The following is a 12,758-nucleotide window of genomic DNA, read 5'->3' on the forward strand; positions in this document are numbered from 1 at the left end:
GTCAGGGATACTAAAGTATTGGATTAGCATTTAGAAAGAAACATCCATGTAAGTACCACCTTAAAAGATAGTCATTGACATGGATGCTATCTCACTAGCACGGATTCCAACATTATCTTGTTAAATGCACGCGATGAACGCCCTTGCTGCCTCCTGGTGCCGTTCCTATATATAAATATCCGTTATGGCTTGCAGCCGTAGTTATGCCATTTAGCGAACCATCCGGATCATGCCAGCTTCCGATAAGCTCTCCCTGCGGGCCGAGCTCCGCGACAAGCCCATGCTTCGCCGGTGCGCTTGCGCCGCTAAGCAGCGACTCCGGCAATTTGGCCATGAAACCGGCCAACCACGGGCTGCGATGCATCTGATCAGCAAAAGAAAGGCGAGTCGTGAAGATCCCGACCCAGAAATGACCTTGCTCATCACGAGTAATGTTGTCTGGAAAGCCTGCGAGATTGTCCGCAAAAATATCCGATGTCCCCTTCTTTGGACCCTTAAGCCAGTATCTGGTCAACTGATAATGATACGATTCCGCCACAAGCACGAAATCTTCATCCGCAGATAAGGCAACCCCGTTTGCAAAATAGAGGCCTTCTAACAAGACGGTCGTCTGTTTGGTCATTGGATCGTACTTCAGCAAGCGTCCATGGGGCTTGTTCTCGGCAATTTCTCTGAATGTCACACGTCCATAGTTCGAGGTATCCGAAAAATAAATGGAGCCGTCCCGGGCAATATCAAGCTCATTAGCTAAATAGATCGGCTTGCCGTCCACTTGATCAGCCAATACCTCTATGCTCCCGGATGGGTTTATAGACAGCAGTCCCCTCTTGATATCCGTAACGATCAAATCGCCTTTGGCATCGAATTTAAGGCCATTAGGCGTTCCTTTGGTATCTGCAAACACCTGGGCCTTTTGTGGATTGCCTTCTGCATCGAAAGGAACCTTGTAAATTTTTCCGTCCGAATCTCCTGTATATAGCTGGCCATCTTTATCAAATGTTATGAATTCCGGGAATTGTGGAGCATCTGTGACTAGCTGAGCAGCGCTAAGTTTGTTGTTCTGTTTCCATGGGCCTGCTTCTTGAAAAGAGGGAGCCGTCGGCGCCAGCCATTTTACCGGTTCGATAGGTGAAGGAACTAGTAAGAAAACGATGACTCCAAGAAGGAGCACCGCAAGCAGCGATAGCCCTGCTCTGCGCACTATACGTGTTGAGCGTTTAGGGCGATTCACGCCTTCAGTAGATTTAACGGAACGAACTTGTGCATTTGGCATTAGAGTGCCTCCTATGTCTTTTAAGTGAGATTTAAATTTGGACTACGATTTTCCCAAAATATTGCTTCCCTTCAGCCAAGAGCGCGAAGGCTTCTCCAATTCGCTCCAGAGGGAATACACGGTCGATGACGGGATGTAAGCGATGATGGACAATCGCTCGATTCATCTTTTCAAAGTGATTCCGGTTGCCGACTTGACTGCCGCGAATAGTTGCTGCTTTCTGCAAGATGCCCGTGACATCATATTCCGGAATGGTCAAGCCCGATAAGAACCCGACCATACTCAAGGTCCCTCCAATGCGAAGTGCATTTATGGATTTGACCATCGTTGCCGCTCCTCCAACATCCAGAACATGATCGACGCCGCCAGTCATCTCTAACACGGCTTTATCCCAATCGGGAACTTCCGAATAGTTGATCGTTTGCCATGCACCGAGAGCTTTTGCTCGTACCAGCTTGTCGTTGCTGCTCGATGTAATGATCGCTCGTGCACCGGCCATGAGAGAGAATTGAAGCCCGAAGATGGAAACACCGCCTGTTCCTTGCAGCAGCACGGTATCACCCGCTTGCAATCCACCGTATTCGATTAGCATGCTCCATGCGGTTAATGCCGCGATCGGTAAGGTGGCAGCCTCCTCCCAAGTGAGGTGATCGGGAATATGAACGATTCCGTCTTCATGTAGAACGACATACTCGGCCGCCACTCCGTTCAACGGACCTCCTAGACTGTCTCTTAATACTTCTGCTCTTGGACTGCCAGCCATGAATCGCTGTTGCAAATTACCCGCTACTCTATTTCCTACCTGAAACCTTGTTACTCCTTGGCCAACGGCTGCAATTTCTCCCGCTCCGTCTGATAATGGAATGAAAGGAAATTTAATTTCAATCGGCATTAATCCGCTGAGGATCACTAGATCCCGGTAATTGAGAGAAGCTGCCCTCATGCGGATCAGCACCTCATGGGGGCCTGGCGTTGGTATGTCGAGTTCCGTTAAGTTTAATTCCTCAAAGCCGAAGCCGTTTGTCAGTTGTATAGCTTTCATTGAATTGTCCTCCCAGCAAGATCAGATTGATTACCTGCATTCTTATAATTATTATTATTGCCGGATCCTCCGCGTGGACGAAGCATGCCTCCAACAAGTCGAAGACCTTGCTTGCGTGTTATGAATCGCGATAACTGCGCCCCGATATAATTCTGCACACCCGGAACGACGTATATTTTCCCTTCCTTCAACGCGCGAAGTGCAACCTCTACGACTCTTTCCGGCGTATCTTTCTTTCCGACAGAGGCTTCTTCCGTTCCTACAACATTAAAGAAGCTGGTGTCCGTCGAACCAGGGCAAAGTACGAAGAATTTCACGCCGCGGTCGCGATTTTCCCACCATAATGCTTGAGTAAACGACAAGACAAAAGCTTTCGTCGCCCCATATACGGCCATAAAGGGAAGCGGTTGAAATCCGGCGGTTGAGGCCACATTAATAACTGCTCCTGAGTTTTTGCGCAACATGTTTGGCAAGAACAAGTGCGTCATATCTACAACAGCAGCGACATTGAGCATAACTTCTTCATGTTGACGCTCACCTGACACTTGCTCGAACAAACCATGTGTAGCAAAGCCTGCATTATTGATTAGCAGTTCGATATCCACTTTCAAAAGTTCACATTGCCGATATAACTCGCTGGGTGCGCCCTCTTTCGCAAGATCCATCGAGATAACCTCGGCTTTGATGCCATACTTCTTTCTAAGCTCATCTGCCAGGCTCTCAAGTTTACTCGTTGATCGAGCCACGAGTACCAAGTGACTGCCTTGTTTGGCTAGTTGTCTTGCGAATTGCTCTCCAATACCGGAAGAAGCTCCAGTGACGAGCGCCCATTTTCCTTGAATTTTCATAGTGCTACTCTCCTTTTAGATACTGTGTTATAATAATGAAACACTGTTACCATGTAGTTAAAGGAATCCTCAGTTCCCCAAAAAAATAAGAGTCACCACATGATTGGTAACAGTGTTTCTAATTAATATCATTGTAACTACGCTTTTTAAGAAAGTCAATACGATCTTAGAAACATCCCATGTCTCATTGACAACTACCCATCAACTGTATAAAATTTTTGATAAGAAATTAAGAAACTTTGTTTCCTAACGAAAACATGATAACTGAAGGAAGATGATTATGAGCGACCAGGATAACTCTGTTCATACAAACACACGAGTGCTGAAAACCTACCAAGAGGCTCGCTTACAAAATATTGAAAATCTCCGCAAACTTGTTGTTGATGCCGCGGCAACGCTCTTGCAAGAAGAGGGTCCAGAAGCCGTTACGGTGCGTAAAGTAGCGCAGAAAATGGATTGCTCGACAAAAATCATTTATAGCTTATTTGTCAATAAAGAGGGCTTGGCTCAGCAGTTGTATCTGGAAGGTTGTAAGCTTCTCGCTAACGAATTCGAGGGGACGCCGCAAGCAGCTGATCCGGCTCAGCATTTGCTGAATCTAGGTGAAACCTTCTGGCAATTCGGGCAGCGTTACTCCAGCTATTATAAGCTGATGTTCGGAGGAGCCTTCGCAGATTTCAAACCGGACGAGGAAAGTATGCATGGCACCGTAACAGCCATGCGGCAATTATTGACCGTGGTCAGCAATGCGCAAGAGCAAGGGCTGATTCCCGGCCAGTATGACACGGAATCCGTTGTACGTATCGTCTGGGCCTCACTCCATGGCGTTATTCATCTTTACATGGGTGGACACTTAGGAAATGTACAATCGGCCCATGCGGTATACAAACAAACGTTGTCTTTACTTTCCAGATCATTGTTGCCAGATCATAGCGCCTAATACGGGATCCTGCTCCGGTTGACAAGTCACACACTGCACAAAATTTTCTGTAAAAATCTGCTCCAGTAAACCAGACTCTACATGATTATGTTTGCGACTTAATTGTGCAGCCTGAACGATAATTTAAAAGACTTTTGCGAACTGAGGGTATATGCTTTGTAAAAAGTACTTCAAAACTTAATTGTCTCCCAACAGAATTCGATTCAAGGCTAAGCATCGAAAAGTTAAAAAATGGGACGAAGCAGGTATGACGACTGCTCCGTCCCGTTTCTGTATATATGATTACCTGGATAGTTTCGCATTCGCCCAATCGGCATGATCGTTGTTTATTCCGTCTCCTGCGTCGGTTACAGTTAGCACCAATTGATTTACACCTGCTACACTAACATCAACGGATTTCGTTGCACTCGTTGGAGTCATCGTCTGGCTATCATATATTTTGTTGCCGTCCGCCCATACTTGGAAGACTACGGTCGCATTTGAACTTACCTCATCATCAACGCCTATAAACGATTGGAACCATGTGTATTGTCCGTTCAGATTATAAGTAATGTTGCTTGTGGCGTGTGTTCCGAGACCTTTAGAATAAGTTGTTCCGTTCAGTTTTAATGTCTTTCCGTCCACGCTCTTATCCTTTTGCACAGTACCAAAGCCCGCTGTCGCAGATACCCAGGTAAGATCGCGCAAATAAACCTGCGGTGTGACCGGTGTCGTTACAGTTACCGCATTGCTTGCAGGCGACATGTTTCTGGTCGAAGTTGTACTGCTTACTCCATTTTGAACTTGCCCGACATAACGTGTAAGGATATCGTAGGTACCGGACACACCGTTAAATGTGATGCTGGCCGTATTTGTTTGACCTAATACGCCTAATACCGCTATTGACACAATAGTGAGAACCCGCTCAGATTTCTTTAGCTTTCATCCATCTCCATTATTGAGTATTACGGCACTACACCGCCTTCACGCAACCATTTATTGGATTTATAACCTCCAATGGATTATATCACCATTCCAACTCGACTATTCGCGCTTTCAATAACCGGAACAAATAGCGTTGACGTAGTCCACTAAATGAACTATATTAATTGTTGACTGAGTCCACTAAAAAGGAGGGCCTCCATGAACCTTAATGAAAATATTATTGCAGATATACGAAAATTCAACCGGTTTTACACGAATATACTCGGTGTTTTGGATATGCATGTGTTGGATACCGGATATTCTTTAACGGAGGCTCGGGTAATTTTAGAGATTGGTTTCGTGGAGCCGTGTATAGCAAACAATTTGGTTGAAAAACTGGAAATTGATCGCAGCTACATGAGCAGAATTATTGCCAAGCTTAGTAAAGACGGACTCCTTATTAAGGAAAATTCACCCTTAGACAGCAGGACGAGTCTGATTCGATTGACCCCCAAAGGCACCGATCTATTTAACCAGCTGAATGAAAAGTCAGATGAGCAAATAGTGAGATTAATGCAAGGTTTATCACAAAGAGAAATTAAAGATATACATGCTTCCATGTTGTTTATTCAGAAAAAATTGGATAGGTTGGAGAGGATAGAGGATGATTCGATTTGATAATGATTATGCAGAGGGTGCTCATAAGCGAATTTTGCAACGTTTATGGGAAACCAATGAAGAGCAGACACCTGGATATGGTACGGATGAATACTGTGAAAAAGCCAGGACTTATATTAGAAAAGCGTGTGGTGCAGAGAATGCAGATATACACTTTTTAGTTGGAGGAACACAAACGAATACGACTATTATCGCTTCCATATTGCGCCCACACCAAGGTGCGGTTGCAGCAATTACGGGTCATATAGCTGTACATGAAACGGGAGCAATTGAGTCTACCGGACATAAAGTGATTACTTTACCGAGTGAGGATGGAAAAATTCAAGCTGGACAGGTAAAAGAAATTTATGACGCTCATTGGAATGATGTCACTCATGAACATACGGTACAGCCAGGCTTGGTTTACATTTCAAACCCTACCGAGAATGGAACGACTTATAGTAAATCCGAATTGGAGCAATTAAGCAAAATTTGTCGGGAATGCGGTTTGCCATTGGTTATGGATGGCGCAAGATTAGGTTATGGTCTAGTTTCAAAAGACAGCGATTTATCCTTGGCAGATATAGCCAGACTTTGTGATGTGTTCTATATCGGGGGAACAAAAATTGGATCATTGTTTGGGGAAGCAGTAGTCATTATAAACGATGATCTTAAAAGAGATTTTCGGTATTTGATCAAGCAAAAGGGAGGATTACTGGCTAAGGGAAGATTATTGGGGATTCAGTTTGAAACCTTATTTGAAGATGGCTTATACTATGAAATTTCTAACCATGCCGTAGAAATGGCGATGATGATTCGAGAGGCATTTGTTGAAAAGGGCTTTTCATTCCGATATGATTCCAAAACAAATCAACAGTTTCCCATTTTGCCGAATGATATGTTAAAGGAATTGGCCAAAAAGTATTCTTTTTCCATTTGGGAAAAATTCAACGATAACCACAGTGTCGTGAGATTTTGTACCAGTTGGGCTACAAAAAAGGAAAATGTCGAAATGCTGATAGGGGATATTAAGGCATTATAATAGGTGATTGGTGACGTATTAGGAGGAGTTTGTTTGTTGGTCCCCAGAGAATACGCACTTTTTGTGAAATTTCACCAATTCAGGTAATATCAATGTTAGATCATAAACGCCATCTCTTGACCAAAGTAAGGAGGAACCATTAGATGACAACGAAAAATCCCGAATGGCAAATCACGAAACCAAAGAAATCAGTAATAGAGTGGCTGCTTGATGCGGACCCTTCGATCCGTTGGCAGGTGATGCGTGACCTAACCGAAGAGCCCGATGGCATTGTTGCCGCAGAGCGGTCGCGGATTGCTTCGGAAGGTTGGGGCGCCCGGGTTCTCGACCTGCAATCTTCCGAGGGCAACTGGGGTGGTGACGCCGACGCTCGGAACTGGCTTTGCACGAGCTACACTTTGCTGCTTTTAAAGGACATGGGTTTGGATCCGTCGGGTGAGGACGCCCGCAGATCGATCGGCCTCGTGCGTGACCACATCACCTGGCCGCGGCAAATGGGTGGCCGACCCTACTTCGATGGCGAGACCGAACCCTGTGTCAATGGTTGGATTCTTGGAGTGGGGGCCTACTTCGGAGAGGCAAGCGATCGGCTAGTTGATCGACTCCTCGGTGAGCAGCTTGAGGACGGAGGCTGGAATTGCGACGCACCTCAAAGTCGACGTTCCTCGTTCCACAGCACCATCTGTGTCCTGGAAGGACTATTAGAATACGAGAAGGCTAAGGGTGAAACTGCTGTGGTGACCGAAGCCCGTGTCCGGGCACAAGAGTACCTTCTGGAGCGTCGCATGTTGAGGTCCCTATCATCAGGCGAGGTGATCGATCCAAATTGGACACGTTTCTCGTTCCCGACCACGTGGCATTACGACGTGCTGCGAGGTCTGGATTACTTACGCAGTGCCGGTGTCGAACCCGATGAACGGGTCACCGAGGCCGTCGGTCTGGTGGCGAAGAAACAAGACCAAGACGGGAAATGGCCGCTCGAGAACTCTCATCCCGATCGAGTTCACTTCGACATGGAAGGTGTGGAAGGCGAGCCTAGCCGCTGGAACACTCTCCGCGCCTTACGAGTACTAGACTGGTATTCAACACGGCACTAGAGAATACGAGACTAGGGTATCCTTGATGAAGTTAGAGGATTATGCTAACGGATACAATAGTGAAATAACTACAACTGGAGCAGGCGCCGCGGCGACCTGCTCCTGATCGTTGAAGTGATAGGAGGTTTGTTGAATCACTTCACGAATTCCCAAGATATAGGATAAGAAATTAATGAACCATTAAAAAAAGTAGGTGGTCATAATTTTAGAGAAGTTGTATGGAAAAAACTTAATGGATTCATTATATTAAATTGTTATTGTTTCTTAGGTGAACCGCTGTCCCCGTCTGCCAATTCGACAAGCCTCTGGATGCCTTCTCTCAATAGCTGCTCATTCAGATAGGAATAGCTGAGGCGTATCCATGATTTGTACTCCTTGAGCGGATCGCAAATCGCTCCGGGCACAAAGGTGATTGATTGCTTGATGCATGTACTGAGTAAACGTTCAATCTCCACCGTTTCCGGAAGCTTCACCCATAAGTTGAATCCGCCTGCAGGGGAGTTCCACTGCCAGTCGGTAGCGGACAATTCCTGTTCTACGATATCCTTGCGGACCGCAAGCGCGATGCGAAGCTTCTCCATATGCTGCTGCAGCCGCTCGGAGAAAAAATAATGCAGAAAAATTTTCTGATTCACCAAAGGCGTCCCGCTGTCCGACAACAATTTGGCTTTTATCAGGTAGTTCATGATGGAAGGGCGGCACGCAACGATGGCGATGCCGAGGCCGGGAGCGATATATTTGCTGAAGCTGCGAAGATAAATGACCCATCCTGCCGTATCGTAAGCAAAAAGAGGCAATGGGGGCTCTTCGCCAAAATAAATGTCGCGGTAAGGATCGTCCTCTAATAGCAGACATTGATACCGCTCGGCAAGCTCAACGAGCCTTTTCCTTTGTTCGGCGGGTACGATATAGCCTGTTGGACTTTGAAAGGTGGGATTTAGATAAAACAGCCGCGGCTTGTAGGCTTGCATCAGCTTCTCTACTTGCTCCAGATCGTAGCCGTACGGGTGGATCTCGACCGGAACGATAACTGCGCCTTGTCTTCTGAAAATATCAATCGCCGTGCTGTAGGTAGGACGCTCCAACATAACGGCATCTCTCGGCTTGACCAGTGCTCTGGCAACCAAATCCATGGCCTCCTGCGATCCGCAAGTGATCAACAATTCGTCTGCAGACAAGTGAAACCTATGGCAATCGGTAAAGTAACGGCACAACGCATCCCGCAGCTCCTGGTCTCCTTGCGCGGTAAAGTAGGTGCCGAGCATTTTGGGATACAAATCGAACACTTGCTTCACATATTCCGAAAAATAAAGATTGGGGAGCAGGTTCGGGTCAAGCAGCGATCTCGACAGTACATATTCGGCCTGCACCTGATGGATTTCAGAAAGATGGCTTTCATGTACGTAAGCGGAAATGATCGGATTATTCAGCGAATCTACAGGAAGACTGCTGTCCGGTTTCACATAATAGCCGGATTTGTCCTTTGCTTCGACGATCCGATTCTCCTTCAGCAGCTGATAAGCTTTAAAGACCGTCAGTCGATGCACATTGAATTCCATCGCCAGCGAGCGGATGGAGGGAAGCTTTTCATGCGGCTTCCATTCTCCGCGACGGATCCGATCCAGAATATAGTCATAGATTTGTTCAAACAGTTTGCCTGCATATCCGCTTGAAAGAACTGTTTTTTTCATATGTTTTGCCCCCAAGCCCATTAACCCGAAATACGCACTTGCGCGTGTGTCTCAATTATACAGGAAATTCCCGCCTTCTGTTCTGGTCCACTCGATCCGTTCTATTTCACAACGATTCGCTACATATGTGCTGGCCTCATTCTTCTGGGAATGCTGATCGTTTTCGAAGGGAAGAACGTGCTCCGATTGGAGGGGAAATCGTGGAAGTTATTGTTTTTTGGCGCTGCAGGGTTTTCGGGCTTCGGTTTTCTTACCTTTGTCGGACAACAGCTCAGCGGACCGTCAGGCGCAATCATTGCCTCCGTTATCATGGCGTTAATGCCACTAGTGACGACGTGCGTAAATTGGGCTATGAATAAAAGTAAACCCAAGCTGTCTACTTTTATTTCAATTTTCATTGCGCTTTCAGGCGCACTGCTAGTCATAACAAATGGAGATCCCTCCCTAATCGTTCAAACCAAAGAGCATATTGGCGCCAGTCTGTTGATTATGCTCGGTGCTCTATGCTGGGTCATTTATACGATGGGTGGCAGTCAATTTGCAGGCTGGTCGCCGCTTCGCTACACCGCTTTGACAACGTGCTTCGGATCCTTGATGAATATTGTAATCGTGCTGTCGGCAACGGTTTTCGGAGCCTTGACGATGCCAAGCGTGGAGAGGATCGGAAGCACAGGGTCGGAACTGCTGTATATGATCTTGATCGCAGGCGTACTTGCCGTGTTCACGTGGAACGTCGGCAATAAAATTTTGAAGCCGGAGAACGGCATGCTATTTATGAACATCGTCCCTGTTACGACAGTCACGATCAGTGCCCTCCAGGGCGTTGAAGTCGGAAGGTTGCAGTTTGCAGGGACCTTCATCGTGATCATCGCGCTGGTGATGAATAATTTGATTCAGAGACAAAGGAAAAAAGCAGGTGAATATGCAAAATGACCATTCTTGAGCATTATCGGAAAGTACTGAACGGAGAATTGGAGCAGTCTCCCGTTGAGCGCCTTATGGGACTGAAGCTAATTAGCGTAGAAGATGGCGAGGCTGCGTATGAAATGCAGGCTTCGGAACAACACGCGAATCCGCAAGGCACATGCAACGGCGGCATCATCGGCATTCTCGCTGACATGGCCATGGGCATTGCCTACGGCTCTACCTTGCAAAAAGACGAAACCTTCACCACGATCGAGATGAAAGTAAACTTTTTTAGACCTGTGTGGAACGCCAAAATAAAAGCCCATGCTGCGCTGTATAAGCGGGGACAAACCATCGGGTTCATCCAATGCAATATTACTGACGAGAACGGTAAACTCATCGCTCATGCCTCAAGCACTTGTATGACATTAAGGGGCGATAAGGCGCAAGGCAGGTAGGCCCGCAGGACATGCCCATGAAACGAGCGGCGATGGCTGCTTATGAAATTAGAATATTTTTGAATATATAAAAAGGTCCAGCATGAAGGGAGAGATATTTTGGAGAAATGTAAAGGAATTGCAATTGTTGAAATGATATTTGATAATAAAGATGACTACGAACGCAAAGATTATCCTTTCTTGGTCATAGGGAAACTTATACCGAAATTTTCTTATACTATTCCGGAGGAAAATGCTTGGGGCATATAAGATTAAGAACAAGCGAAGAATCTTATTTTGCTTCTATCGACAGACTTATTGTATTAGAAAATAGCAGAGGAAAAGGAATAGGAACCGCCTTGCTAAACAAGGCAAAGGAATGGGCACAATTACGACGCGGCTGCCAGCATAATTAGGCAGCCGCGTTGTGCTAACGAGCAGTTTAGCTTGAAAGAAGATACGAGGATTATGCTAATATTACATTAATATGGTATTGGTTGTGAGAAGAGGAGACGAAATTGATGGAGACCATTAGTGATAGGCTAAAAGAAATACAGCAACACATTGACGAAATGAATATCGGTGATTTTTATGTAATTAGTACCGACCATGCAGGGAATGTTGTTCTGGCAGGCAGCTTTGATTTTAGCTATTATCACAATATCGAGATTAACTTCCACGAAGTTTCGTTTATCTCTTGTCCGCTTAATCTGTTTATGATTGATACAATTCGTTTAGCAACCGTGGAAGAATCCAAACAACTTGGCGATTGGTCATACGGGTATCACGAAGGGATTGTCATATGTCTTGAGGATAAGGTCTATAAGCACAAGTTTTTTCTTGTTTCCTCAGATGTTACCTATGTAAAAAGAACGGTCTATTATTATAAGAGGAACGACCTAAAGCAAGATGAGACAATAGCTAATTGGGTTCGATGAATGGTTAAGGGACGGGCAGTTATCTTCAATAAATCGTGTTAAAATATGGATGTAGATGCGTTCACCAAAGCAAGAATTTATTTGAGGGTGAAGAAGTGAAGATACCCACTTTTTTATATTTTATGGATCAATATCGTGATGTGCTACAGTTGTCAGATACAGATCTAATTAAGTTATTTGGTGAGTTGGAATCAGACGAAAATAAAAAGAAGCTTCTTAACGAAGTTTTAGTGATTGAGAAAAATCTGAGGATGGAAGATTGGGAAATGGAGAAGTCTGCTTCCCATTTATGTAGTAAATACAGCAAAAGACGCATTAAAAGGATAATTCAATTAATACAGAACGAACTTTGATTTGACAAGACAAATTAATCAAAGATTAATTACTTTTTAAAACCAATGGGAGACACGGTAGTTCATTAAAACAATATAACAGGGCTACCGGCATGAATCGGAAGCCTTGTTATGGGCAGGATCGCTTAATCACTTCGGCGAATCAATTGAATTATTACTAAAGCAGGTATGAGGATAATTACACTTTCAAGAATGGAATAGAATTAAGAAAAGACCAGTTGGAATCTACACTTTTAGAGCTAGAAATTTTGAGAATATGGGCACAATCTAATCTTAGGAATAATGATTTGGAATATATGGTCACTAGGATTGATTTGCTTACTAAAGAATTACCATTTGCCTTTAAAACAGAAGGTACCATTTTATGGATCGGATAGCTTCATGCCAGGTTTGTTGAATTACTTCACGAATTCCTAAGTGGTCTTGAAAGGGATTTCGGATTAAATCATTACAGAACATTATTTGAGAAAGTGAACAGAGGGTGCGATAAAGAAAAATGCCAGTGAGGTGTGTATGAAGAAAACTCTTGCTTCCTCGCTATAGTTCATGGCTAATGTCTGCGTAATAGAAAAATAGTCAATACTGCTCAGTAAGACGATTGATAGGGCGGGATGACTCATGTGGACCTCAA

General features: G+C 45.1%; 14 protein-coding genes. 9 read left to right on the forward strand and 5 right to left on the reverse strand.

Translation table 11 applies throughout. From position 1 onward, the window contains the following. Positions 1-112: 112 nt before the first annotated feature. From AC6RNO_RS34570 to AC6RNO_RS34580, 3 genes are read right to left on the reverse strand one after another with little or no spacing between them, the layout of a single operon-like run. On the reverse strand, positions 113-1,273 hold the full coding sequence (locus AC6RNO_RS34570) for an SMP-30/gluconolactonase/LRE family protein (RefSeq protein WP_497108207.1): 1,161 nt from the start codon (positions 1,271-1,273) through the stop codon (positions 113-115). Between the two features lie 31 nt (positions 1,274-1,304). Further along, a complete protein-coding gene (locus tag AC6RNO_RS34575) occupies positions 1,305-2,315 on the reverse strand; it encodes a zinc-binding dehydrogenase (RefSeq protein ID WP_497108208.1) in 1,011 nt (336 codons plus the stop codon). Further along, positions 2,312-3,163, reverse strand: coding sequence for an SDR family NAD(P)-dependent oxidoreductase (locus AC6RNO_RS34580; RefSeq protein ID WP_474682818.1), 852 nt, complete (start codon positions 3,161-3,163; stop codon positions 2,312-2,314). The genes AC6RNO_RS34575 and AC6RNO_RS34580 overlap by 4 nt, the downstream gene beginning before the upstream one ends. Positions 3,164-3,443: 280 nt before the next feature. Between AC6RNO_RS34580 and AC6RNO_RS34585 the strand changes: the two genes are divergently transcribed. Beyond that, on the forward strand, positions 3,444-4,103 hold the full coding sequence (locus tag AC6RNO_RS34585) for a TetR/AcrR family transcriptional regulator (protein WP_474682819.1): 660 nt from the start codon (positions 3,444-3,446) through the stop codon (positions 4,101-4,103). Positions 4,104-4,385: 282 nt separating this feature from the next. On the opposite strand, the gene AC6RNO_RS34590 is transcribed toward AC6RNO_RS34585, so the two are convergent. Then, complete coding sequence (locus AC6RNO_RS34590; RefSeq protein ID WP_497108209.1) at positions 4,386-4,991, reverse strand: NPCBM/NEW2 domain-containing protein; 606 nt, start codon at positions 4,989-4,991, stop codon at positions 4,386-4,388. 234 nt (positions 4,992-5,225) lie between these two features. Between AC6RNO_RS34590 and AC6RNO_RS34595 the strand changes: the two genes are divergently transcribed. From AC6RNO_RS34595 to AC6RNO_RS34605, 3 genes are all read left to right on the forward strand, one after another. Then, positions 5,226-5,684 carry a MarR family transcriptional regulator gene (locus AC6RNO_RS34595; protein ID WP_497108210.1) on the forward strand — a complete coding sequence of 153 codons (459 nt, stop codon included), beginning with the start codon at positions 5,226-5,228 and terminating at the stop codon, positions 5,682-5,684. Beyond that, positions 5,671-6,705: an aminotransferase class V-fold PLP-dependent enzyme gene (locus tag AC6RNO_RS34600; protein WP_497108211.1), complete on the forward strand. Its 1,035-nt coding sequence runs from the start codon at positions 5,671-5,673 to the stop codon at positions 6,703-6,705. Before AC6RNO_RS34595 ends, AC6RNO_RS34600 begins: the two co-directional genes overlap by 14 nt. Positions 6,706-6,848: 143 nt before the next feature. Further along, positions 6,849-7,802: a prenyltransferase/squalene oxidase repeat-containing protein gene (locus AC6RNO_RS34605; protein WP_497108212.1), complete on the forward strand. Its 954-nt coding sequence runs from the start codon at positions 6,849-6,851 to the stop codon at positions 7,800-7,802. A gap of 254 nt (positions 7,803-8,056) precedes the next feature. On the opposite strand, the gene AC6RNO_RS34610 is transcribed toward AC6RNO_RS34605, so the two are convergent. After that, a complete protein-coding gene (locus AC6RNO_RS34610; RefSeq protein WP_497108213.1) occupies positions 8,057-9,493 on the reverse strand; it encodes an aminotransferase class I/II-fold pyridoxal phosphate-dependent enzyme in 1,437 nt (478 codons plus the stop codon). A 66-nt stretch (positions 9,494-9,559) separates the two neighbouring features. On the opposite strand from AC6RNO_RS34610, the gene AC6RNO_RS34615 reads away from it, so the two are divergent. The 5 genes from AC6RNO_RS34615 to AC6RNO_RS34635 all read left to right on the forward strand — a co-directional run bounded on the left by AC6RNO_RS34615 (position 9,560) and on the right by AC6RNO_RS34635 (position 11,774). Then, a complete protein-coding gene (locus AC6RNO_RS34615) occupies positions 9,560-10,426 on the forward strand; it encodes an EamA family transporter (RefSeq protein ID WP_497108214.1) in 867 nt (288 codons plus the stop codon). Beyond that, positions 10,423-10,857 carry a PaaI family thioesterase gene (locus tag AC6RNO_RS34620; protein ID WP_474682828.1) on the forward strand — a complete coding sequence of 145 codons (435 nt, stop codon included), beginning with the start codon at positions 10,423-10,425 and terminating at the stop codon, positions 10,855-10,857. Before AC6RNO_RS34615 ends, AC6RNO_RS34620 begins: the two co-directional genes overlap by 4 nt. Before the next feature lie 99 nt (positions 10,858-10,956). Then, positions 10,957-11,106 carry a hypothetical protein gene (locus AC6RNO_RS34625; protein WP_474682829.1) on the forward strand — a complete coding sequence of 50 codons (150 nt, stop codon included), beginning with the start codon at positions 10,957-10,959 and terminating at the stop codon, positions 11,104-11,106. Next, a complete protein-coding gene (locus AC6RNO_RS34630; RefSeq protein ID WP_488435744.1) occupies positions 11,094-11,252 on the forward strand; it encodes a GNAT family N-acetyltransferase in 159 nt (52 codons plus the stop codon). Before AC6RNO_RS34625 ends, AC6RNO_RS34630 begins: the two co-directional genes overlap by 13 nt. 105 nt (positions 11,253-11,357) lie before the next feature. Next, complete coding sequence (locus AC6RNO_RS34635) at positions 11,358-11,774, forward strand: hypothetical protein (protein ID WP_474682831.1); 417 nt, start codon at positions 11,358-11,360, stop codon at positions 11,772-11,774. The last annotated feature ends 984 nt before the right edge of the window (positions 11,775-12,758 follow it).

Source organism: Paenibacillus sp. sgz302190 (genome assembly GCF_059820445.1).

Bases quoted from the DNA above. Each gene is read 5' to 3' on its own strand.
- AC6RNO_RS34570 (WP_497108207.1), bottom strand. From the start codon at position 1,273: ATGCCAAATGCACAAGTTCGTTCCGTTAAATCTACTGAAGGCGTGAAT.
- AC6RNO_RS34575 (WP_497108208.1), bottom strand. From the start codon at position 2,315: ATGAAAGCTATACAACTGACAAACGGCTTCGGCTTTGAGGAATTAAAC.
- AC6RNO_RS34580 (WP_474682818.1), bottom strand. From the start codon at position 3,163: ATGAAAATTCAAGGAAAATGGGCGCTCGTCACTGGAGCTTCTTCCGGT.
- AC6RNO_RS34585 (WP_474682819.1), top strand. From the start codon at position 3,444: ATGAGCGACCAGGATAACTCTGTTCATACAAACACACGAGTGCTGAAA.
- AC6RNO_RS34595 (WP_497108210.1), top strand. From the start codon at position 5,226: ATGAACCTTAATGAAAATATTATTGCAGATATACGAAAATTCAACCGG.
- AC6RNO_RS34600 (WP_497108211.1), top strand. From the start codon at position 5,671: ATGATTCGATTTGATAATGATTATGCAGAGGGTGCTCATAAGCGAATT.
- AC6RNO_RS34605 (WP_497108212.1), top strand. From the start codon at position 6,849: ATGACAACGAAAAATCCCGAATGGCAAATCACGAAACCAAAGAAATCA.
- AC6RNO_RS34610 (WP_497108213.1), bottom strand. From the start codon at position 9,493: ATGAAAAAAACAGTTCTTTCAAGCGGATATGCAGGCAAACTGTTTGAA.
- AC6RNO_RS34620 (WP_474682828.1), top strand. From the start codon at position 10,423: ATGACCATTCTTGAGCATTATCGGAAAGTACTGAACGGAGAATTGGAG.
- AC6RNO_RS34635 (WP_474682831.1), top strand. From the start codon at position 11,358: ATGGAGACCATTAGTGATAGGCTAAAAGAAATACAGCAACACATTGAC.